This is a genomic window from Lysinibacillus sp. 54212 (assembly GCF_036662795.1).
Classification (GTDB): Bacteria; Bacillota; Bacilli; order Bacillales_A; family Planococcaceae; genus Lysinibacillus_B.
This window is the reverse complement of record NZ_JBAFWZ010000014.1, coordinates 44,096-66,272: the sequence shown is the minus strand read 5'-3', so window position 1 is coordinate 66,272 and position 22,177 is coordinate 44,096. Positions and strand designations below refer to the sequence as shown.

The window sequence follows — 22,177 nt, the reverse complement described above, 5'->3', positions numbered from 1 at the left end:
CATTTATGTCGGAATTAAGCTAAAGGACCGCCTTTTTTCACGATTTCTTCAGAAACGTTGGCGAATTTCTTGAAGTTTTCGTTGAATAAACCAGCTAAATGAGCAGCTTTTGCATCATATGCAGCTTTATCAGCCCAAGCATCTCGTGGGTTTAATACGTCAGATGGTACACCTTCAACAGTTGTTGGGATGTGTAGGCCGAATACCTCATCCTTTGTTGTTTCAACATTGTTTAATTTACCTTCGATTGCTGCACGAACCATTGCACGAGTGTAAGAAAGCTTCATACGGCTACCTACACCATATTCGCCACCAGTCCAGCCAGTGTTTACTAGGAATACTTGTGCACCATGCTCGTCGATTTTCTTACCTAATTGCTCAGCATATACTGTAGCAGGAAGTGGTAAGAATGGAGAACCAAAGCATGTAGAGAATACTGGTTCTGGCTCAGTAACACCGCGCTCTGTACCAGCTAATTTTGAAGTGAAGCCACTTAAGAAGTGATACATTGCTTGCTCTTTAGTTAATTTAGAGATTGGAGGTAACACACCAAAAGCATCCGCAGTTAAGAATACGATTGTTTTTGGATGACCTGCTACCGATGGTGATACAATATTTTCAATGTAGTCAATCGGATAAGCTACACGAGTATTTTCAGTTAGTGAACCATCATCATAGTCACAAACGCGTGTTTCTGGATGAACAACAACGTTTTCTAAAACAGAACCAAATTTAATAGCGTTATAAATTTCTGGTTCTTTTTCAGCAGAAAGGTTGATTGTTTTTGCATAGCAACCACCCTCAATGTTGAATACACCATTATCAGACCAGCCATGCTCGTCATCACCGATTAGCTTACGATCGCTATCTGCTGATAAAGTCGTTTTACCAGTACCTGATAAACCGAAGAATAGAGCTACATCACCAGCTTCTCCAACGTTTGCAGAACAGTGCATTGGGAAAATACCTTGCTCTGGTAATAAGTAGTTCATAATACCAAAAATAGATTTTTTCATTTCACCAGCGTATTCAGTACCACCAATTAAAATGATTTTCTTTTCCATCGAAGTGATAATAAATGTTTCTGAGTTTGTGCCATCTACAGCAGGATCAGCCTTGAATGTAGGTGCTGATACGATTGTAAATTCTGAAACGTGAGAAGCAAGCTCTGCTTCAGTTGGACGGATGAATAATTGATGACAGAAAAGATTATGCCAAGCATACTCGTTTACAACTTGGATTGAAACTTGTGAGTCTTTATCTGCACCAGCAAATCCTTTGAATACGAATAACTCGTCTTTCTCTTTTAAGTAGTTAACGACTTTTACATATAAATTATCAAAAATTTCAGCTGAGATTGGTCGGTTTACTTTACCCCAGTCAATTTTATCTTTTGTGCTTTCTTCTTCAACCATATATTTATCTTTAGGAGAACGACCAGTGTATTTTCCTGTTTCAGCGCGTAATGCACCGTCTACAGTTAACATTGCTTCTCCACGAGCAGTTGCTTTCTCAACTAATTGTGGTACTGAAAGTTGAACGTTAACATTTGCTCCACTTAATAATTCCTTCAGTTCGTTGTTAATTTCTACTGAATTCATCGATTAAATACCATCCTTTTTGTATAGTGTTCCCTACTGAAAGGGCTTTTATTTTTATTCAAAAATAGTATAACACATTGATTGAAATAATCTATACTAATTCAAAATTTATTTTTGTGGATTTTTTTACATTTCAGATTTCCGTCAAAAAATATTGACAGCCTTCAGCAAATTACGTATTATTTGAAATTGAACGGATACTCTTATCCCGAGTTGGTGGAGGGTCAGGCCCTATGAAACCCGGCAACCTGCAATATATGCCTAGCATATAACGTGTTGGTGCCAACCTGATGCAAGGATATGTCCTTGAACGATAAGAGTGAAAGGTAACGGCATGAACACTCCTTTCCTCATGACAAATGAGCGAAGGGATTTTTTTGTTTTACAATAAGAATTAACTTATTTATTTGAGTTTTTTCATTATTATATACCTTTCTAGATCCTCGTGTAAAAGTTAGCAATGGGCTTGAAGTTCAATCCTTAAGGGTAGACTTACATGGGTAATGAGTACCGTATCAATATTGCGCATTTTTGCAAGGATATCATAGGAGGAAAACAAATGACAAACCGTCGATTGTTTACATCAGAAAGTGTAACAGAAGGGCATCCAGATAAAATTTGTGACCAAATCTCAGATGCTATTTTAGATGCAATCTTAGCAGAGGACCCAAACGCACGAGTAGCGTGTGAAACGACTGTAACAACTGGGCTTGTACTAGTTTCAGGTGAAATTACTACATCTACTTATGTTGATATGAAAGGTATTATCCGTGATACTGTTGCAGAAATTGGCTACACACGTGGTAAATACGGCTTTGATGCAGAAAATCTAGCTGTACTTGTAGCTGTAGGAGAGCAATCACCAGATATAGCACAGGGTGTTGATCAAGCGCTAGAGGCTCGTGAAGGCTCAATGTCTGATGAGCAATTAGAAGCGATCGGCGCTGGTGACCAAGGCTTAATGTTTGGTTATGCATGTAATGAAACACCGGAGCTTATGCCATTACCTATTAGCCTAGCACATAAATTGGCACGTCGCTTAGCAGAGGTACGTAAAACGGGTGAGCTAACATACCTACGTCCAGATGGTAAAACGCAGGTGACAGTAGAGTATGATGAAAACAACGAACCAGTTCGAGTAGATACAATTGTATTATCAACTCAGCATGATGAGGACGTTACACTTGAACAAATCCAAAAAGACATTAAAGCAGTAGTAATCAATCCAGTCGTACCAGCAGAGTTAATCGATGAAGAAACAAAATACTTTATCAATCCAACAGGCCGCTTCGTTATCGGTGGACCTAAAGGGGATGCTGGTTTAACAGGTCGTAAAATTATCGTAGATACATACGGTGGTTATGCGCGTCACGGTGGCGGCGCATTCTCAGGTAAGGATGCAACAAAGGTTGACCGTTCGGCTGCATACGCGGCTCGTTATGTAGCGAAAAACATCGTTGCAGCAGGTCTGGCTGATCGTGCTGAAGTGCAGCTTGCTTATGCAATTGGTGTAGCACGACCTGTGTCTATTTCTGTGGATACATTTGGTACTGGGAAGGTTGCAGAAAGTAAAATTGTAGAATGGATTCGTGAATTATTCGATTTACGTCCTGCTGGCATTATTAAAATGCTTGACCTACGTCGACCAATCTATAAGGGAACAGCGGCTTACGGACACTTTGGTCGTACAGATATAGATGTACCATGGGAAAAAACAGATAAAGCCGATGCTTTAAGAGCAAAAGCTGAGTTATAAGAATGTTCATTTGAACACAAAAACTGCCGCTCAGATCATGGAGCGGCAGTTTTAGGTTGTCGATAAACCGTTTTTTTTTGAATCGGCAAGCCCCGCCACTCCGCTTTTCGTGGGCGAGCGCCGAGCCTCCTCAAATTTGCAAGAGTGCAAATTCTGCGGGGTCTCGGGGCAACACGATGTTGGTCACGAAGGCGTAGTCACACGACGTGACGATCTTAGCCTTCGTTCCATTATCGCTATCCCACAGAAGTCTACGTGGCGGGGCTTGCCTAGTTTTTCAATATATTTCAATAAAATTTCCAAAGGTTAATAACACCAACCTATTCCCGACAAACGGATAAATGAAATTGATAAAAACAAGCTATTGAAATCCCAGTTTTTCAAATTGTTCACGTCATGGATTTTATTTTTATTCGTCATCTGGAACATTTTAATAAATAGAGAGCGGCATATCTTATCATTAAGCAATAGTAGTTGATTGTAGTGAAAGGCGCGACACTCCAGCAGGAAAAGCACGAGCGGAAAATCCATTTTTGCGGCGGTCCGCAAAAGGAAGGAAAACTAAAATCGTCACATCATGTGACAACGTTTTCCTGACCAACGTCCTGTTGGCCCGAAGCCGTGCCTGCGGAAAGGGAGCGCCTGGAACGGAAATCAACGGTTTTTCATGGATTATTTTATTAGGACAAAATTCTAGCAAACTCCAATGAAAATGAGTTTGTCGACACTCTGAACTGCTGCTCAGATCATGGAGCGGCAGTTTTTGTTCCATAGTTTACTTATTATCTTGCAGGGATTTATAATATTGCCCTTTTTCTACGTATTCTCGTACTATACGATCCATATCTTCGCGGTCTTCAGGAGTAATTTCTCGAACAACCTTTGCAGGACGCCCCATCGCAAGTGAATTAGGTGGGATTTTTTTACCTGGAGGTACTAAGCTACCGGCTCCGATAAAGGCGCCTTCTCCAATTTCGGCTCCATCTAGAATAATTGACCCCATGCCAATTAATGCACGTTTGCGAATGACGCAGCTATGTAGGGTTACTTGATGCCCAACTGTTACCTCATCTTCAATAATTAACGGATTGTTTGGGCTTTGATGTAAGCAACTTAAATCCTGTATACTTACACGATTTCCTATTATAGTAGGTGCAACGTCCCCACGAATGACAGTGTTAAACCAAATCGTTGTATCTGAGCCGATTGTAACATCACCAGTAATAGTTACATAGTCGGCAATAAAAGCGGATGGGTCTATGTTAGGATTTTTATCTTTATAAGGGTAAATCATCGTCAATCTCCTCATTTCAAGTTAATATATATTATTATCGTATCAGAAATATTAATTGATATATACAACATTTTAAACGAGTGTCATTATAGATTATACTAAGGTTATCGAAAGATTTAGGAGGAAGAGCAATGTGGAAATGGGAGGCTGAAGGGCAACCGAAAGCAGTAGTTGCAATTTTTCATAGTGCATATGAGCATCATCGCTGGTATGCATGGTTAATTGAAAAATTGCGTAGTGCAGGGTTTCACGTTGTAATGGGTGATTTGCCAGGGCATGGAGACGAAGGAAAACATAATCGATGCCATGATGAAGATTTTGAGCGCTATTATTCATACGGAAAGCAATTAATAGGTATTGCGTTTACTTATAACTTACCTGTTTTCGTTTTAGGAAATGGGCTTGGTGCAACTATAGCAATGCGAGTGATTCATCGAAATAAATTTGAATGTGCAGGTCTGATCCTTACATCGCCATGGCTGCAATTGAAAATGCAACCGGGAAAACTGTCGAACGCTTTAACAAGCTTAAGTGCGTTAACATCGAGTGTTAAATTAAATCATGATCTTACATTAAATGATTTATCACGTAATTTTGAAGTTTATGGCGAGATGAAGGGGGAGCTTCCATTTAAAACCGTTGTTACGGTGAAGTGGTATCGGGAGCTCGGTCTACTAATGAAGATGTGGAAGGACCCTGAAGTAAAGCTAGCTGAAGTCCCAACCCTAGTTATGACAGGTGGGCGAGATAAATTAACAGATATTACAGTTGCAAGACAGTGGCTGCTACAGCAAAACTTCAAAAATTTCCAGTACCGTGAATGGTCGGATTGTTTACATAGCCTCTATTTCGAAATTGAACGTGAAGAGATTTTTATGCTAACGAATGATTTTATGAGTAATGTACTACGATCACTTGGATATATAATAGACTAATAGAAATTACCTAATGAGAGCTCACTTTCATTAGGTTTTTTGTTCTTTAAACTTATATTATCAGAAAATATGTTAATAATAATTAGAATTTTTGAAATATTAGTTGAACACCTTTTAAAATTGTAATATAGTGGATTTCATATTAATAAAATAAATAAATACATTAAAAAGGGGTGGATGTATGGAAGATTTAGTAAAATTATTGAATGATATTTTATGGGGTCCATGGTTTATTTACGGTATATTACTAGTAGGTCTATTCTTCTCAATCATTACTAGATTCTTGCAGGTGCGCCATATTAAAGACATGTTTAAGTATATGTTTAAAGGTGAAAAATCTGAAAAAGGGATTTCCTCGTTCCAAGCACTTTCAATTGCATTATCTGGTCGTGTAGGAACTGGTAATATTGCAGGGACGGCAACGGCTATTGCAATGGGTGGTCCCGGTGCTGTTTTCTGGATGTGGATGATTGCCTTTATCGGAGCAGCAACTGCTTATGTAGAATCAACATTAGCACAAATCTATAAAGAAGAAAAAGAAACAGAGTATCGTGGTGGCCCTGCGTTCTATATCGAAAAAGGTATGGGGCAAAAATGGTTTGCAGTTATTTTTGCTATAGCGGCTCTACTTGCTATGTTAATCTTAATGCCAGGTGTACAATCGAATGCAATTGCAGGAGCAATGAATAATGCATTCGGAATTGATAATTGGGTTATTGGCCTTACTATTGCTATTTTACTAGGTGTTATTATTATCGGTGGGGTTAAATCTATTGCAAATGCAGCACAGGTAATTGTTCCGTTTATGGCTTTAGCATATATTTTAATGGCACTTATTATTATTATTATGAATATTAGTGAAGTACCTGGTGTAATCTCTTTAATTTTCTCTAGTGCCTTTGGGGCGCAAGAAGTGTTCGGCGGGATTATTGGTTCTGCAATAGCATGGGGCGTAAAACGTGGGATTTACTCCAATGAGGCTGGTCAAGGTACAGGACCTCATCCAGCAGCAGCAGCGGAAGTATCGCATCCTGCTAAGCAAGGGCTAGTACAGGCAGCTTCGGTTTATATTGATACACTTTTAATTTGTTCGGCTACTGCATTTATGATTTTATTTACAGGAATGTACAATGTTCACGATGAAAGTGCAGATCAAGTTCCTGTTATGGTAAACGGCGAAGCGCATGAAGTAGACGGTGAGCCGTACGAAATATATCCAACACTATTCACAGGTGAATTTGGTACAGATGAGTATTCAGGTGAAGAGCAAATTTCTTATGCACAAACGATTAAAGAAGGAGCAGCCTATACTCAATATGCTGTAGATAAAGCATTACCAGGCTTTGGTGCACCATTTGTAGCGATTGCACTGTTCTTCTTTGCTTTTACAACAATTATGGCGTATTACTATATTGCTGAAACGAACGTTGCTTATTTATTCTCTGGAGGTGCTGAGAAGGTAGGTATTTGGATTGCCAAAATTGCAATTATCGCAGCAGCCTTCTATGGTACTGTACGTACATCCGATCTTGCTTGGGCGATGGGGGATGTAGGCTTAGGCTTAATGGTATGGATTAACGTAATTGCAATCCTCATCATTATGAAGCCAGCACTGATTGCATTAAAAGACTACGAGAAGCAGAAAAGAGAGGGCAAGGATCCTCAATTCGATCCTATTAAATTAGGCATTAAAAACGCAGGTTTCTGGGAGAAACGCAATAAAGAACGCGGTGAATAAAAAAGGGCTACTTGTTTCGGATTATTCCGAGACAGGTAGCTCTTTCACTTTTTCTAAAGCAATGATAAATGGCGGGTCATTTTTTTGATTTAAAAATTCATATCGTAGCACATGAATATATTTTTGAGGTAAATTACTAACGAATTGAATCACTTCATCCCGTTCCTCCTTACCACCCTCATGTCCATGATAAATTACGAGAATAATCATTCCGCCAATCTTTAATAGTGTTAAGAGGCTTTCAATGGCTTGGGTCGTTGTGTTTGGTTTTGTAATGACGCTATGGTCACTTCCGGGTAAATAGCCAAGGTTAAATATAGCAGCCCCAACAGGCTTCGTCACATATTTCGCAACGTTTTCATGCCCATCCTTTAAGACAAGTGCACGGTGCTCTAAAGCATTGTCTAGTAAACGGTTTAATGTTGCGTCCACTGCCTGTTTTTGTACATCAAAGGCGTATACATAGCCACTATCGCCAACGAGATTCGCTAAAAATAGTGTATCATGTCCATTTCCAGCAGTGGCATCTACAGCGATATCCCCTTCTTGGATCGAAGCTTTTAATAGCGTTTGTGCATATTGTAGTACTCGCTCTAGCTTCATTTCTTCTCGTCCGCCTTGTAGAATTTTCCTTGCCAAGAGCCGCGACGTTCAAGCTCTGCATCAATGCCATTTAATACTTCCCACTTATTGACGCTCCACATTGGTCCAATCATCAAATCGATTGGTCCATCACCTGTAATTCGGTGAACAATCATTTCGGGTGGAAGTAGTTCAAGCTGATCAGCGACTAAGTTAATGTAAGCATCTTTGTCCATAAATTGTAGCATCCCTTTTTCGTACTGTTTTACGAGAGGTGTACCTTTTAGTAAATGTAGCAGGTGAATCTTTATACCTTGAACATCGAGCTTTGCTACCTCGCGAGCTGTTTCCATCATCATCTCGTAGTCTTCTAGGGGTAGACCGTTAATAATATGTGTTACGATACGAATATTGTGCTTCCGTAATTTTTCAACACCTTCTACATAGGTTTGATAATCATGCGCGCGGTTAATTAAGCTTGCTGTTTTTTCGTGTACCGTTTGTAGACCAAGCTCTACCCAAAGATACGTGCGCTCGTTTAACTCTGCTAAGTATTCTACAACGTCATCTGGTAAGCAGTCAGGGCGTGTAGCGATACTTAATCCCATTACACCCTCACAAGAGAGTGCTGCCTCGAATTTTTCTTTTAACACTTCAAGAGGTGCATGCGTATTCGTATATGCTTGGAAGTAAGCCATAGTAAGGCCGTCCTTCCATTTGCTCTCCATTTTAGCTTTAATTTTTTCAAACTGTACAGGAATTGGGTCAACCTTGCTGCCTGCAAAATCGCCAGATCCTGCTGCTGAACAAAATGTACAGCCACCAAATGCAACTGTACCATCACGATTCGGGCAATCAAAGCCAGCATCTAACGCTACTTTATAGACTTTTTTGCCGAATTCATTACGTAAATATCGATTCCATGTATAATAACGCTTCCCATCAGACGGGAAGGGGAACTTTGTTTCTATCATCTATGTCACTCCTCTAACGGTTAATTCTAACACGTAGCACAAAAAGAGTCATGGGCTATTAATTGTGTAATAATTCTTGAATTTTAATCTTAATATATATAGTATAACTTTCTTCTTGAATATTTATAGAAAAGAACATAGACTGATATTTTGTGAAACGAAGTAAATGGAGGATACATTGTGCCAAAACGTGTATGGTTTTTAATTGTTGGAATGTTTTTTAATACAGTTGGCAGCTCTTTTTTATGGCCATTAAACAGTATTTATATTCATAATCACTTAGGCAAAACATTAACGATTGCTGGGATAGTGCTAATGCTAAATTCATTAGCTGGAGTTATCGGAAATCTACTAGGCGGATTTTTATTTGATCGAATTGGTGGCTATAAAACAATCCTCTTTGGTGTTACAGCAAATCTATCGATACTAGGCATGCTTACTATATGGCATGACTTTACTCAATACATTGTATTTTTAACCTTACTCGGCTTTACGTCGGGAATTATTTTTCCTTCTATGTACGCATTGATCGGTAGTACGTGGGAGGAAGGTGGTAGACGAGCGTTTAATACGATGTTCTTAACAAATAATGTCGGTGTAGCAATTGGGCCTGCCCTTGCAGGGATAATTGCAGATATAAATTTTGAGTATGTTTTTGTAACAAATTTTGCTACCTATTCGATTTTCTTTGGGATTGTGATCGCAACCTATAAACGCTTTGATAGGGTAGGAATTGCGCCGAAAAACGTTATTGCTGAAAGTGCTGGTATACATGCAAAAACGCCTATGTACGCGATTTTAATATTAAGTATTTCATTGGTGTTATGCTGGTTATCGTATACTCAATGGAGTGCAACGATTTCTTCATATACACAAGAGCTTGGCATGAGTTTGTCGCAGTATAGTGTATTGTGGACGATTAATGGATTACTTATTGTAGCGGTACAGCCGATTATTCGACCGCTCGTTTTATATTGGGAGGACAAGCTAAAAAATCAGCTCGTTCTTGGATTGCTGTTAATGTCAGCATCCTTTGTTCTCGTGTATTTTGCGGGGGATTTTAAAATGTTTGTGGCTGCAATGGTTGTGCTAACACTAGGGGAAGTATTCTTTTCACCTGTGATTCCTGCTATAGCGAATAAACTTGCTCCTCAAGGACGCCAGGGGTTCTATCAGGGGATTGTAAATAGTGCAACAACATTAGGGCGGATGATAGGCCCGCTACTTGGGGGCGTTGTTGTTGATATATATGGTATGGGCGTACTTGCATTAATGTTGACCGTTGTACTAGTTGTAGCGATTATTCCGTGTTTACTTTATGACCGCCCATTAAAACGCGCGTAATTTTCTAAAATTCAAACTCTTTTTGAATTTTCATTCTCTTTGGGATATAATCAGAAGAATTATTTTCATAAGGAGTAAGGAAATGCAGGAGATACTAATGTTTACAGCAGTGGCATTGATGATTGTCATGGTGCCCGGAGTGGATTCACTTCTTGTTTTAAAAAATACAATGATCTATGGGAAAAAGGCTGGTTTCTTTACAATGGTAGGCATTGTTGTTGCACTTTTTGTCTGGACAACGCTAGCTGTACTAGGTCTTGCTACAATAATATCTCAATCAATGCTTGTATTTCTGTTTATTAAATATGCAGGAGCTGCTTATTTAGTTTACTTAGGCATTCAATCTTGGCGAGCAAAGCCCCAAAACTTATCATTACAGTCGGGCGCTACAACAAAGGATGAGCGAATAAAAAATGCATCCTTTAGCTGTATGGTACAAGGAATTACAACAGATTTATTAAATCCAAAAACATTGCTGTTATATGTAACCTTGATGCCACAATTTATCAGACCGGATTTTAATGCCAATACGCAATTAATTGTATTAGCAGGTATTCTTATCCTCCTATCTATTATTTGGCTTGCAATCGTAATCTTAGTTATTAATGGTATTCGTAAATGGTTTATGCAGCCTAGAGTACAGAGTGCATTTAATAAAATTACCGCGCTGCTATTAATCGGAATTGGTGTCCGAATCGCAAAAGAGTCATAGAATATGGGTAGGTAATTATAGAAACTCTAGAAAACACTTGTACTTTTTTGTTTCATCCATTAAACTTAATGCAATATTATGAACGACTATGATGAGGAATAGTAAGTTTGGAACCTTTCAAGAGAGCTAGCGGCTGGTGTGAGCTAGTAGGAGGATAAACTGAACTCGCCTCGGAGTTTGCTGTAGTGAAAAAATTAGCTACAAGCCGTGTTTTCGCGTTAAGAAATTTGAGCTGAGTGCTGTGTCACTAATTTGGGTGGTACCGCGGGAGTCGAAATTCTCTCGTCCCTTCTTTTACGGAATGGGGCGAGTTTTTTTATTTTTTGAAATATTTCAACAATTCAGCTTAAAACTACGTAAAGAAAGCGAATACTAGAAAAGTCGAATGTAAAACCTTTATAGAGGAGGAAAAGATTGTGAGTTTTAATCATCAACAAATCGAGAAAAAATGGCAGCAATACTGGGATATTAACAAAACATTCAAAACAGAAAATGAAGTGGAAAAACCAAAGTTCTATGCATTAGATATGTTCCCGTATCCATCAGGGGCAGGACTTCACGTAGGGCATCCTGAAGGATATACAGCGACGGATATTTTATCACGCTTCAAGCGTATGCAAGGCTATAATGTACTTCACCCAATGGGGTGGGATGCATTTGGTCTTCCGGCGGAGCAATATGCACTTGATACAGGGAATGACCCAGCTGAATTTACGGCGAAGAACATTGCAACATTTAAACGTCAAATTCAAGAGCTTGGTTTCTCTTACGACTGGGATCGTGAAATCAATACGACAGACCCTTCATACTACAAATGGACGCAATGGATTTTCACGAAATTAGTGGAAATGGATTTAGCCTATGTTGATGAAATCGCGGTTAACTGGTGTGAAGCACTAGGAACAGTGCTTGCCAATGAAGAAGTAATCGATGGGAAATCAGAGCGCGGTGGACACCCGGTTGTGCGTCGTCCGATGAAGCAGTGGGTGTTACGTATTACAAAATACGCGGACCGTTTAATTGATGATTTAGAGGAAGTTGATTGGCCAGAGTCAATTAAAGATATGCAACGTAACTGGATTGGTCGTTCTGAGGGTGCACAAGTGAAATTCACAGTTGCTGGAAAGGAATCAGACTTTGAAGTATTCACAACACGTCCAGATACGTTATTTGGTGCGACATATTGTGTACTAGCACCAGAGCACAAATTAGTGGCAGACATTACGACTCCAGAGCAAAAGCAAGCTGTAGATGCTTATTTAGAAAAAGTGGCGTTAAAATCTGACCTAGAGCGTACAGATTTAGCGAAAGAAAAAACAGGCGTATTCACAGGTGCCTATGCTGTAAACCCAATCAACGGTAAGCAAGTGCCAATCTGGATTGCTGACTATGTGCTAGCAACATACGGTTCTGGAGCGATTATGGCAGTTCCTGCTCACGATGAGCGTGACTATGAATTCGCAAAAGAATTCGGCTTAGAAATTATTCCGGTGCTTGAAGGCGGCGACATCGAGAACGAGGCATTCACAGGTGACGGAGCACATATTAACTCTGATTTCTTAAATGGTTTGAATAAAGAAGATGGGATTAAAGCGGCAATCGAATGGCTAGAAGAAAAAGGTGTTGGAGAGAAGAAAATTTCTTATCGTCTACGTGACTGGTTATTCTCTCGTCAACGTTATTGGGGTGAGCCTATTCCAGTAATTCACTGGGAAGATGGCACGATGACTACAGTACCTGTAAATGAGCTACCTTTAGAATTACCGAAAACAGACAATATTCGTCCATCTGGTACAGGTGAGTCACCACTTGCCAATATTGATGACTGGGTAAATGTAGTAGATCCTATTACAGGTAAAAAAGGTCGTCGTGAAACGAACACAATGCCACAATGGGCTGGTTCTAGCTGGTACTTCCTACGCTATATTGATCCAAAGAATGATAGTGCTATAGCAGATCCAGAGCTACTTAAGCGTTGGTTACCAGTTGATATTTATATCGGTGGTGCAGAGCATGCTGTTCTTCACTTACTTTACGCTCGATTCTGGCATAAAGTTTTGTATGATCTTGGCGTTGTGCATACAAAAGAGCCATTCCAAAAGCTATTTAACCAAGGTATGATTCTTGGTGAAGGTAATGAGAAAATGTCGAAATCAAAAGGGAATGTTGTAAACCCTGATGAAATCATTGAATCTCATGGTGCAGACACACTTCGCCTTTATGAAATGTTTATGGGGCCACTTGAGGCTTCTGTTGCTTGGTCAACGAACGGCCTAGATGGAGCTCGTCGATTCCTAGATCGTATTTGGCGTCTATTTGTTACTGATGAAGGAAAGCTTGCTACAAAAGTACAGCCATCTAATGATACAACGCTAGAAAAAGCATATCACCAAACAGTGAAAAAGGTAACGGACGATTACGAGGGTATTCGCTTCAATACAGCCATTTCACAAATGATGGTATTTATTAATGACTGCTATAAAGCGGAAGTGATTCCAACTCAGTACGTAGAAGGCTTCGTAAAAATGCTCGCACCAATCGCACCACATATTGCTGAAGAGCTATGGGCTATTTTAGGAAATGAAGGTACGATTTCCTATGTTGAGTGGCCAGCTTACGATGAATCAAAACTGGTTGATGATGAAATCGAAGTAGTTGTGCAAGTAAACGGTAAAGTACGTGCAAAAGTAAAAGTGGCAAAAGATGCGACAAAAGAAGAATTAGAAGCAGCGGCCTTAGCTGATGAAAAAGTGCAAGAGCAAATGGAAGGCAAACAATTAGTAAAGCTAATTGCCATTCCAGGAAAATTAGTTAATATCGTTGTGAAATAAATAGATGATACAGAAAGCTACACGTAGGGATAATTCCTACGTGTAGCTTTTGTTTTGTATAGGGAATAATAATGAGGGTTACTATGTCAACATAATTTCGTGTAAGCTAGTAGGGAAGTGTTAGGATAAAGGAGCAATCAAAATGATTTACTATGAATCAAATTGTATGTATTGTAAAAAGTCATTCAAACTAGTTGAAGGTACACGAAAATACCAGCAATACAAGAGAAATCGAAACGGGAAATTCGCCTGTGATGATTGTGAACGGCGTATTGAGGCAGATGCGCGGAAGTACTTATTTGACAGAGCCTAAAAATGATTAAAGTGTAAACAACGCTGAAATTCACCGTGTTTACACTTTTTTAGTTGTTGCTAGGTAATGTTTCTTAAGTTAGTGAATGGCATTACCTAAACTGCATGAATACGTTTTTAAAGTCATTATTTCTAGATAAGAAAAAGCAAATGAAAGTGCCGATGAAACTAATACAGGCCAATGTAGCAAAAATGATTTCAATGCCACTTTTTTGAGCTAGTATCCCGAACAGAGGAGTTAAACAAACTACGAATCCTTGATTAAAGAACATACGAATACTTGCTACTCGCCCATGGAATTGATCCTTCGTGGACATTTGTTGGATTGCTTGAAAATTTGTTCGAATCCATGTCGTACAAAAGCCAATTCCGAAACATCCTAGTGCACTTAAAGCAATTGACGGACTAAACGTAAATATAGTTAAGCTTAGCGTTAATAAGCTGTAGGCTGCAGTAGGGAAGTGGAAGTTTAGCAGTTTCACGAGTTTTACACTGATCATTCCTGCTAAGATTCCCCCGATAGAAACGATAATTTCAAGCGTGCCATAAATCGTAACACTGGATTGAAGTGTGCCGAATGTATAAGCTGCTAAAAAACCAATTGTCGTATGGTACGTTAATTGTCCAATTGCCATTAATGCTAGCAACTGAAGAAAGTACTTATTGACTAATAAATAGCTAAAACCAGCTATAATTTCTTTGATAATGGAATCATTCTCGAAGTGATTTTCCGATTTTTCTTCAGGTAATAATGAAAACAAAAATAAACTGATAAAGAGCGGGATGAGTATGCTCAAGGATAATAGAATAATGTTTGATTTTGCGATGAATAGGCTGCTTATTGAGGTACCTAATATGCCTCCTATAATGGTATAGGAGGCAGACTTAGAAAAGATGGAGAGTAATTGCTCCTTTGAAAAAATAACGGTTAAATAAGCCTGTATTGCCGGTCGAATAAGCGAACCACATAATTGAATGACCATATGAGTGATAATTAAGACGACTGGAATAAGCATCTTAAACATAAAAAATACAGTGGTTAAAACAATGACTATTATTACAAGAGCATACTGGATTACCCTTTTTTTATTGCTACGATCAACAACAGCACCAAAATATAGATTACATATAAAGCTAGGTAAAAATCCTAAGCTAACAAATAATCCTGCATAAATTGCGCTTTCTGTTTCAGCGTAAAGAAACCAAGAAACGAAAATAAAATAAGCGGATAGAGAGAAATCGATTAACCCTTGCATCCAAACGACCTTAGTAAAGTGTTGCATAGATTGCCTCCTAAAATACGGTATAATAAAACTATAAAGTAGACAAAAATATTTAAAAATGGACAGTTTATCAAAAAGATGTCTACTTTTAGGAGGGTACATGGATCATCTACTTTATTTATTATGGTCAGTTCGAGAACGGCGGGTTTCCATTAAGGAACTTAGTGAATTAATGGCTCTAAGTGATAAGCAAGTGATACGGAAGTTAAAAAGATGGGAAATAGAGGGATGGTTCATTTATTCACCAGGCAGGGGACGTGGACATCTTTCTAAAATTGAATGGAAAAAAGATTTGGAGAATACTGTTTTAAATGATTTAACAGTTGCTATACAATCTCAAAATTATAGTGGTCTAAATACTTTGGATTTCACCCTTTTTTCAGAGGTATTCCAGCATAAAATTATGGAATTGGTTGCTGAACAGTTAGTAACTAAACAACAGGAAGAGCGCGGATTACTTACAATTCAGATTTATAGTAAAAACCTAGGTTTAAATCCATTAAGAGTGAATGATGCAGAGAATGGATGGATTATGTCTCATATATATAGTCGTTTGCTTTATAAAACGGACAAAGGAGAATATATAGGCGATCTCGTTCATCATTGGAAGAGGTACAAGTATCAATTTGTATTTTATGTACGCCCACGATTGTTTTGGCATGATGGAGACCCAGTTCTTATAGAGGAAATAGTTAATTCGATTTCTACATCGTTTGGGCTTCAGAAATTTTCTTCGTTTCACAAAAAGTTAGGTTGGGTAAGAAAAGAAACAGATTTTAGTTTTTCAATAGAGTATAAAGGGGAAGAGAATGAATTATTATTGCTCCTATCCCAAATAGATTTTAGTCTAACAAAAACTAATAAACCTAAAATTGGAACAGGCTCTTACAAAATCGAAAAACATGAAGAAGGTCTTTTAACATTGGTAGCTAACGAAAAGTATCACCTAGCACAAGCTTTGATCAATCGATTACAATTTGTTACAATCCCTTCGTCCTTAGGGAGAAAAATGGAAAGCACGATGAAGCAAAATGACAAAGGTTTACAAGCTAATAAGGAGCTTGCAGGAATTGTATCGGCTTATATAAATCCTCGTTCACACAAGCTCCAAGATGAGAAAATTAGAAAATATATTATTGGATTTTTAAAGCATTTTGCAAATAGGGTAGAGAGGCTAGATGAATTAAAGGTATCTCTATGGAGGGATGTGTATTTGCCTTCAACAGTTCAAACTACATTTTTAAGAATAGGGTATATTATTAATCAAGCTAAGTTTGTTCATCTATTGGATGCCCTATGTAGTGATCATGGATTGGATGTAGAGATTGTGAAATATAACATTGATGATGACATTGATATTTTAGCCTTTTTTAATAGTGTAGATATATTAATTATGGGTGAATATCCGATTGAAGATGAACTAGATATAATCAACAGATATGATAAACAACATCCTCTTTCAGTTATTTTAAATTCTATGAATCAATCACAAACATGGTCGTGCCAGCTTTACGAATCATATAGAAGAATCTACTACCCTTCTGAGTTCCAAAAAAGCAATAGTTCGATTTATGGATATCCGGAGCTATCAAGAAGTTGGTTATTATAGAATAGGAAGCGTCTATGAAAAAATCGTCTATTTTTAAGAATCTTCAGCGTAACCAAGCGCAGTATTGCAATTTGCAGAAAACAAAGACGAAAACGTAAAAAGGGAAGCATTGACAATAAACTATAGCTGTTGTATAGTGACGTTGATTAATCATCCTTGTTATATAACATCCGTTCGAAAAAAACAGAGCCAACTGCCATTGACTCTGTTCTATTTTGAATATTTATTTAGTTTTTTACTGAAGTTGAGACGTCTCTACCTGATTGAACACTTTTCATTTCTGTTATCACGCGTTGCTGTTGTTTAACATCTCTACGTAGAGCAAGAGAAATCATTAATGAAATAGCGATTAATGCCGTGAATACATAAAATACGGGTGTATAGCTGCCAGCTGCATTATGAATGCCGCTTACTAATAAAGGTCCACATACCCCACCAATTGACCACGTTGTAAGTAAGTATCCATGAATAACACCTAATTGCTTTGTGCCGAATAAATCACTTGCAAATGCAGGTAGGTTAGAGAATCCACCACCATAACAGCTTACTACTAAGAAAATCATCATTTGGAATAGCAATGTATTCGTTGTAAACGGTAGTACTGCAAATGCGATTACTTGTATCGAGAAGAAAATAATAAATACATTGGAGCGCCCAATATAATCAGATGCAGTTGCCCATAATAAACGACCGCCTCCGTTAAATAACCCCATTATTCCTACCATAGTTGCTGCCCCTGCTACAGATAATCCTACTAATTCCTGAGCCATTGGAGAGGCAACAGAGATCATCATAATCCCTGCGGATACATTCACTAAATGCATAAGCCAAAGCATCCAAAATTGTCTTGTACGGACAGCTTCACGTGCTGATAGCTGGTTTAGCTCAGTTTTTGATGCAGTATATTTTGAAACGTTTTCTGAGCCTGCAACCTCGCCTTTTTTCGGCGGCGCAATATAAAGAGCACCAAGTAACATTAACGTAAAATAGCAAATTCCTAAAATATAATAAGTTGTTGTAATTCCGACTGTTTCCATTAAATTAGCTGCAACAGGTGCTGTAATTAGTGCCCCTGATCCAAAACCGAGTACTGCCATACCCGTTGCTAATCCACGACGATCTGGGAACCATTTAACAAGTGTCGATACAGGCGCAATATAGCCTATCCCCATCCCGACACCACTTAATAACCCGTATGTTAGCCAATACATGACTACAGAGTCTATTGCGATTGCCACACCAGCACCAGCTTGACCTAAGCCGAATAAAACGGCTGCTAGCATCGCTGCCTTTTTAGGACCTAGTTTTTCAACAGTACTACCGAAAAATGCTGCGGCTGTACCAGCAAGTCCCATCATTATTGTAAACGCGATTGTAACACTTGTTTCTGTCCAACCCATCTGTTCTACAATCGGAACTTTATATACGCTATAAGCATAAGCGCCACCGATTGATAAATGTATAGCGATCGCAGAAAGTGCAATTAACCATCTATTTTTTTTCATAATCTCTCACTTTCCCTCGTTTCTTCTAAATGTTAATAAATTATGAACGTTCATAGAAGATAATTTAACATTATATAACAATATAAATCAAGACATTTTAGAAAAATATTTTTTGTATATAAAATTCGTGAGATTGCATCTGTTTTATAACAGAATGCTGTTTAACCCTGTGATTTTGGTGAAATAACGCTATAAATATTAAGTTAACTGCATAAAAATTCGTTTGGTGGAATAGTAACTATTTTACTAATAAAAGCTTCTGTTTGGAAAAAGTATAATGTTATAGAAGAGATAAAATAGCACTTTTAATGTATTTTGTTTATAAATAATTGGGAATTTAGTACGCTAAATTTAAACTTTTAATGGATGTAATAGGAAAAGTTAAGATAGTTTTTGGAAATAGAACATACAAATATTAATAGCTGTAATTTGATTGAAATTTGTCTATTATAGGTCAGTTTTAAATGAAAAAGGGCTGAAAAAAATATAAAAATTTTAAAAAATATTTTTCGTGCTAGAGTAAATTGTGAGTAATTTTTTGACATAAAACAGGAGGGGAGCGTATGAAGAAGAGAATGTTAACTGCTACAGGTGTCATTGTCGCTGGTGGAATAGCTATGTTTATATGGACTGGGATGATACTAGATAAAGGAAGTGAACCACAAGCAGACGGAACAAATGATTATGCCATACTTCTTGGAGCTAAAGTGAAAGAGAATGGCGAACCGAGTCTTTCTTTGCGATATAGATTAGAGGCTGCACGAGAGTATTTAGAGCAGCATCCTGATGTGAAGATTATCGTTTCAGGGGGACAGGGAGCAGAGGAGCCAATGAGTGAGGCGGAATTTATGTTTTCTTATTTAGTAGAGGCAGGAATAGCGGAGGATCGAATTATTAGAGAGGCAAAGTCAACTTCAACCTATGAAAATATACTGTACTCTAAGAAGCTACTTCCAAGTGAAGTTTCAAAGGTAACGATTATTTCGAGTGATTTTCATTTAGCGCGGGCACAGTATTTAGCAAGAGAGCTTGAGCTTGAAACGGATGTAGTACAGGCTGAGACACCGAAATCAGTGAGAGCAAAACTGCAAATACGTGAACGAGCGGCGTTGGTAAAGGCGTATATCTTAGGGCGATAAATAACATAGAATGAAGGAGTTATGATGAACAAAATGATTAATGAGTTTTGGACAAATTTTTGTGAGAAAAATAAATTGAAGGATTGTAACTATAAGGATGCCTTTCAGTTTGGAGTGTCCCCTGATCTGTTAGCAGAGCTTGTTCTCCAAGGGAAGAAAAGGGCAACTACATCGGGATATGTTTTTTTATGAACTTGAAAACGAACCGTTGCCTGAGGTAGGGAAGTATTCGATTGTATTAAATTCAAAAGGCGAGCCTGTTGCAGTTATTCAAATTGCTACAGTTGAGGTTTTACCCATGAATGAAGTAACCGAGGAGTTTACTTTGGCAGAAGGTGAGGGAGATTATAGCTATTGGTTGATTGCACATAAGGAATTTTTTACGAATGAATTAGCTACATATAATATAGTATGGGATACATCTATGAAAGTAGTTTGTGAAGTGTTTAATGTAGTTTATCGGTAAGTGATATTATAATAGGTAGAAAGACTGGTAATTGTATGAGTATTCGATTAGCTACATTGGAGGATATTGAGCAACTTGTTAGAATGGGGACCTTCACCATAACATGGGGTTGATTTTCGTTGCGCCAGAGGACAACACGACGTTGTTCACGAAGGCGTTGCCGCTGTCGTTTTACTTTTGCGCAGATAAATTGTCACAGGATGTGACGGTTTTAGCCTTCGTTCCTAAATACCTGAGGGCGTCCGATGAGCCTCCTCACTACTTTTCGACCTAATAATAACAATGGAGTGAAAATAATGAATCTAACTTTTTACGAGGATAGCTTTAGCAGTGTGATCAATCGATATACGATTACTGACGAACAGCTACGCTATACAGTTTCACCAATAGAGGCAATCCAACTTGCTAAAGAAGATAAGGATCGCTTTCCTATATTAGCTTTGGAAAATGATAGACTAGTTACTTTTTTTGTTTTGCACAGGAACGAAGGTGTACGAGCGTATTCTTCGAATGAAAATTCCATATTAATACGGTCCTTTTCAACGGATTTTTACCAGCAGGGGAAAGGATTTGCTAAGCGAGTACTCCTATTATTACCAGCGTTTGTTCGATGCCATTTTCAAGAAGTAAATGAGCTAGTGTTAGCTGTAAATGTTGGAAATGATGTTGCTAAAAGGTTATATGAAAGCTGTGGCTTTGTTGATAACGGGGTAAGAATAATGGGGATAAAAGGCGAGTTGATTGTGATGAGCTATTATTTGAAATCAGATGATACTTTTTAGTGTAATTATAGGGTTTTGGTAAAAGGAGGAAAAGGTATCGATATTAAAGAAATGAAATATCAGAATTTTCCGTTTGTGACGACCGTGTTTCTTTATCTTACGTATCTTTATTATTATTTAATGGATTTTATATCCGGTTTTTACTTAATCAATGTGTTGTTTTTTATGGGGATCGTGTTTATCATTTTTTTGATTTTGATAAGAAAAACATCACTATCTAAAAGACCTTTTATAGTATCTATTCTGCTCTCCTTCCTACTTTTCTTTTACGAGACTCCTTTATTTGAAACTTATGACAGGTACAACGTTTACGGTTACATGGAGCCAGAGGAGCTAGTGCAGGGCTCAGGGATATTTCTTTTATCTGTGAAAATTGACAATATAATGATCGATGCAAGTGAAAGAGCATTAAGGGATGAACTCGTTAACAATAGAGTGCAATTTTATACTATAGATCCTATTACAAATGCTGCTGTATATGTTAGTAAAAACGAAGCATGGCTTAATCTAATAGGTTTGAGAAAAGAGGAGTTTACAAGGATGAAAGATAATGTGAATGCTTATTTGAATCCTAGCAATGAAGCAGTGAATGAGTTTTTTACAAGGCAACATTCAGTAGGGAATAGCGCGGGATTAGCCCTAGTGTTGTCCAGTCTTGCTGATAATAATGAATTTCAAAACAATAAGCAAATTGGTGTTACAGGAGCAATTAGTCGGTCGGGAAAGGTGCAAGAGGTTGGGTTAATAGAAGAAAAAGTAAAAATCTCAAGCGAAAGTGGACTCCGATATATGATTGTTCCAATGGTCAATTTATCCCAAGCCATGAAAGTCAAAAAATCGATTCATTCTTCCATTGAAATAATGGGTGTTGACACGGTGGATGAAGCTGTTGAATATATAGAGGAGTTGAATGGGAATTAAATAACTGAGGGAAATAAAAGGACCGCACTCATTTGAGTACGGTCCATTTTTATGTGCATTTAATATTTATTAGGATTTTTATTGGATTGCTGATTTTTATCGTGGTTTGTTTTATTATCTTTGTTTTTCGCTTTAGCATCCCATTCAGCAGCGAATTCCTCATTTAAGTTATCGTTCGGGTTATTGTTGTTGCTATTTGTATCATCGAGATTTTTACTTTTATAAATACCAAAAGGATTATGTGTACGTACATTCATTGTTTTATTGTTATTTTTACTCATGGATTTTCACCTCCTAAAGCTTAATTTGCTCAGGAAAATGGCTTTTATGCTTCAAAATATAGCAAATCAAAGGTATGCAAAATTTGTAGAGGTTTAGTTGATACTAGTATTA

The 22,177-nt window shown here is 37.9% G+C and carries 19 protein-coding genes, 1 pseudogene, 1 riboswitch and 1 other annotated feature; of the genes and pseudogenes, 13 read left to right on the top strand and 7 right to left on the bottom strand.

Annotation, left to right across the window (positions count from 1 at the left end):
- Positions 1 to 14: 14 nt before the first annotated feature.
- Positions 15 to 1,601, bottom strand: a complete 1,587-nt coding sequence (pckA, locus tag V4T18_RS11475) for a phosphoenolpyruvate carboxykinase (ATP) (RefSeq protein WP_332649497.1) — start codon at positions 1,599 to 1,601, stop codon at positions 15 to 17.
- 200 nt (positions 1,602 to 1,801) lie between these two features.
- Positions 1,802 to 1,921: riboswitch (SAM riboswitch) on the top strand.
- A 239-nt stretch (positions 1,922 to 2,160) separates the two neighbouring features.
- Here pckA and metK point away from each other — a divergent pair.
- Both metK and V4T18_RS11465 read left to right on the top strand, forming a co-directional pair.
- Entirely contained in the window at positions 2,161 to 3,357 is a 1,197-nt protein-coding gene (gene metK / locus V4T18_RS11470; protein ID WP_332649495.1) for a methionine adenosyltransferase, read from the top strand.
- Between the two features lie 474 nt (positions 3,358 to 3,831).
- On the top strand, positions 3,832 to 3,954 hold the full coding sequence (locus V4T18_RS11465; protein WP_332649493.1) for a hypothetical protein: 123 nt from the start codon (positions 3,832 to 3,834) through the stop codon (positions 3,952 to 3,954).
- A 178-nt stretch (positions 3,955 to 4,132) separates the two neighbouring features.
- On the opposite strand, the gene V4T18_RS11460 is transcribed toward V4T18_RS11465, so the two are convergent.
- Positions 4,133 to 4,651: a gamma carbonic anhydrase gene (locus V4T18_RS11460; RefSeq protein WP_332649491.1), complete on the bottom strand. Its 519-nt coding sequence runs from the start codon at positions 4,649 to 4,651 to the stop codon at positions 4,133 to 4,135.
- Positions 4,652 to 4,782: 131 nt separating this feature from the next.
- Here V4T18_RS11460 and V4T18_RS11455 point away from each other — a divergent pair, with 131 nt between their 5' ends.
- Positions 4,783 to 5,586 (top strand): alpha/beta hydrolase, encoded by an 804-nt coding sequence (locus V4T18_RS11455; RefSeq protein WP_332649489.1) that lies wholly within the window; start codon positions 4,783 to 4,785, stop codon positions 5,584 to 5,586.
- Positions 5,587 to 5,767: 181 nt separating this feature from the next.
- A complete protein-coding gene (locus V4T18_RS11450; protein ID WP_332649488.1) occupies positions 5,768 to 7,324 on the top strand; it encodes an alanine/glycine:cation symporter family protein in 1,557 nt (518 codons plus the stop codon).
- A 21-nt stretch (positions 7,325 to 7,345) separates the two neighbouring features.
- Here the strand turns inward: V4T18_RS11450 and V4T18_RS11445 are convergent, their stop codons facing one another.
- Together V4T18_RS11445 and V4T18_RS11440 are read right to left on the bottom strand one after the other, a co-directional pair.
- The gene (locus tag V4T18_RS11445; RefSeq protein ID WP_332649525.1) at positions 7,346 to 7,927 is read right to left on the bottom strand and encodes a class I SAM-dependent methyltransferase; all 582 of its coding nucleotides are present in this window, start codon (positions 7,925 to 7,927) and stop codon (positions 7,346 to 7,348) included.
- A complete protein-coding gene (locus V4T18_RS11440) occupies positions 7,924 to 8,880 on the bottom strand; it encodes a TIGR01212 family radical SAM protein (protein ID WP_332649487.1) in 957 nt (318 codons plus the stop codon). The genes V4T18_RS11445 and V4T18_RS11440 overlap by 4 nt, the downstream gene beginning before the upstream one ends.
- 180 nt (positions 8,881 to 9,060) lie before the next feature.
- On the opposite strand from V4T18_RS11440, the gene V4T18_RS11435 reads away from it, so the two are divergent.
- From V4T18_RS11435 to V4T18_RS11420, 4 genes are all read left to right on the top strand, one after another.
- On the top strand, positions 9,061 to 10,224 hold the full coding sequence (locus tag V4T18_RS11435) for an MDR family MFS transporter (RefSeq protein ID WP_332649485.1): 1,164 nt from the start codon (positions 9,061 to 9,063) through the stop codon (positions 10,222 to 10,224).
- Positions 10,225 to 10,306: 82 nt separating this feature from the next.
- Positions 10,307 to 10,936, top strand: a complete 630-nt coding sequence (locus V4T18_RS11430) for a LysE family translocator (protein WP_332649483.1) — start codon at positions 10,307 to 10,309, stop codon at positions 10,934 to 10,936.
- Between the two features lie 79 nt (positions 10,937 to 11,015).
- Positions 11,016 to 11,229 (top strand) — a binding site (T-box leader).
- A gap of 123 nt (positions 11,230 to 11,352) precedes the next feature.
- Positions 11,353 to 13,767, top strand: a complete 2,415-nt coding sequence (leuS, locus tag V4T18_RS11425) for a leucine--tRNA ligase (protein ID WP_332649482.1) — start codon at positions 11,353 to 11,355, stop codon at positions 13,765 to 13,767.
- A gap of 142 nt (positions 13,768 to 13,909) precedes the next feature.
- Complete coding sequence (locus V4T18_RS11420) at positions 13,910 to 14,080, top strand: hypothetical protein (protein ID WP_332649481.1); 171 nt, start codon at positions 13,910 to 13,912, stop codon at positions 14,078 to 14,080.
- A 91-nt stretch (positions 14,081 to 14,171) separates the two neighbouring features.
- Here the strand turns inward: V4T18_RS11420 and V4T18_RS11415 are convergent, their stop codons facing one another.
- A complete protein-coding gene (locus V4T18_RS11415; RefSeq protein ID WP_332649480.1) occupies positions 14,172 to 15,362 on the bottom strand; it encodes an MFS transporter in 1,191 nt (396 codons plus the stop codon).
- A gap of 100 nt (positions 15,363 to 15,462) precedes the next feature.
- On the opposite strand from V4T18_RS11415, the gene V4T18_RS11410 reads away from it, so the two are divergent.
- Entirely contained in the window at positions 15,463 to 16,971 is a 1,509-nt protein-coding gene (locus tag V4T18_RS11410) for an ABC transporter substrate-binding protein (RefSeq protein ID WP_332649478.1), read from the top strand.
- A 227-nt stretch (positions 16,972 to 17,198) separates the two neighbouring features.
- Here V4T18_RS11410 and V4T18_RS11405 read toward each other — a convergent pair whose 3' ends face one another.
- A complete protein-coding gene (locus V4T18_RS11405) occupies positions 17,199 to 18,476 on the bottom strand; it encodes an L-lactate MFS transporter (RefSeq protein WP_332649476.1) in 1,278 nt (425 codons plus the stop codon).
- Between the two features lie 563 nt (positions 18,477 to 19,039).
- Between V4T18_RS11405 and V4T18_RS11400 the strand changes: the two genes are divergently transcribed.
- The 4 genes and pseudogenes from V4T18_RS11400 (at position 19,040) to V4T18_RS11385 (ending at position 21,784) form a co-directional block, all read left to right on the top strand.
- Positions 19,040 to 19,615, top strand: coding sequence for a YdcF family protein (locus V4T18_RS11400; RefSeq protein ID WP_332649474.1), 576 nt, complete (start codon positions 19,040 to 19,042; stop codon positions 19,613 to 19,615).
- A gap of 24 nt (positions 19,616 to 19,639) precedes the next feature.
- A pseudogene (locus tag V4T18_RS11395) lies at positions 19,640 to 20,081 on the top strand (ASCH domain-containing protein).
- Between the two features lie 296 nt (positions 20,082 to 20,377).
- Complete coding sequence (locus V4T18_RS11390; protein ID WP_332649472.1) at positions 20,378 to 20,863, top strand: GNAT family N-acetyltransferase; 486 nt, start codon at positions 20,378 to 20,380, stop codon at positions 20,861 to 20,863.
- A gap of 15 nt (positions 20,864 to 20,878) precedes the next feature.
- A complete protein-coding gene (locus tag V4T18_RS11385; RefSeq protein WP_332649470.1) occupies positions 20,879 to 21,784 on the top strand; it encodes a S16 family serine protease in 906 nt (301 codons plus the stop codon).
- 59 nt (positions 21,785 to 21,843) lie between these two features.
- On the opposite strand, the gene V4T18_RS11380 is transcribed toward V4T18_RS11385, so the two are convergent.
- Complete coding sequence (locus tag V4T18_RS11380) at positions 21,844 to 22,065, bottom strand: hypothetical protein (RefSeq protein ID WP_332649468.1); 222 nt, start codon at positions 22,063 to 22,065, stop codon at positions 21,844 to 21,846.
- Between the last annotated feature and the right edge of the window lie 112 nt (positions 22,066 to 22,177).

What these genes read in the sequence shown, in the direction of transcription:
- pckA (WP_332649497.1), bottom strand. Translation starts at nt 1,601, where the DNA reads ATGAATTCAGTAGAAATTAACAACGAACTGAAGGAATTATTAAGTGGA.
- metK (WP_332649495.1), top strand. Translation starts at nt 2,161, where the DNA reads ATGACAAACCGTCGATTGTTTACATCAGAAAGTGTAACAGAAGGGCAT.
- V4T18_RS11460 (WP_332649491.1), bottom strand. Translation starts at nt 4,651, where the DNA reads ATGATTTACCCTTATAAAGATAAAAATCCTAACATAGACCCATCCGCT.
- V4T18_RS11455 (WP_332649489.1), top strand. Translation starts at nt 4,783, where the DNA reads ATGTGGAAATGGGAGGCTGAAGGGCAACCGAAAGCAGTAGTTGCAATT.
- V4T18_RS11450 (WP_332649488.1), top strand. Translation starts at nt 5,768, where the DNA reads ATGGAAGATTTAGTAAAATTATTGAATGATATTTTATGGGGTCCATGG.
- V4T18_RS11445 (WP_332649525.1), bottom strand. Translation starts at nt 7,927, where the DNA reads ATGAAGCTAGAGCGAGTACTACAATATGCACAAACGCTATTAAAAGCT.
- V4T18_RS11440 (WP_332649487.1), bottom strand. Translation starts at nt 8,880, where the DNA reads ATGATAGAAACAAAGTTCCCCTTCCCGTCTGATGGGAAGCGTTATTAT.
- V4T18_RS11430 (WP_332649483.1), top strand. Translation starts at nt 10,307, where the DNA reads ATGCAGGAGATACTAATGTTTACAGCAGTGGCATTGATGATTGTCATG.
- V4T18_RS11420 (WP_332649481.1), top strand. Translation starts at nt 13,910, where the DNA reads ATGATTTACTATGAATCAAATTGTATGTATTGTAAAAAGTCATTCAAA.
- V4T18_RS11415 (WP_332649480.1), bottom strand. Translation starts at nt 15,362, where the DNA reads ATGCAACACTTTACTAAGGTCGTTTGGATGCAAGGGTTAATCGATTTC.
- V4T18_RS11410 (WP_332649478.1), top strand. Translation starts at nt 15,463, where the DNA reads ATGGATCATCTACTTTATTTATTATGGTCAGTTCGAGAACGGCGGGTT.
- V4T18_RS11405 (WP_332649476.1), bottom strand. Translation starts at nt 18,476, where the DNA reads ATGAAAAAAAATAGATGGTTAATTGCACTTTCTGCGATCGCTATACAT.
- V4T18_RS11400 (WP_332649474.1), top strand. Translation starts at nt 19,040, where the DNA reads ATGAAGAAGAGAATGTTAACTGCTACAGGTGTCATTGTCGCTGGTGGA.
- V4T18_RS11390 (WP_332649472.1), top strand. Translation starts at nt 20,378, where the DNA reads ATGAATCTAACTTTTTACGAGGATAGCTTTAGCAGTGTGATCAATCGA.
- V4T18_RS11380 (WP_332649468.1), bottom strand. Translation starts at nt 22,065, where the DNA reads ATGAGTAAAAATAACAATAAAACAATGAATGTACGTACACATAATCCT.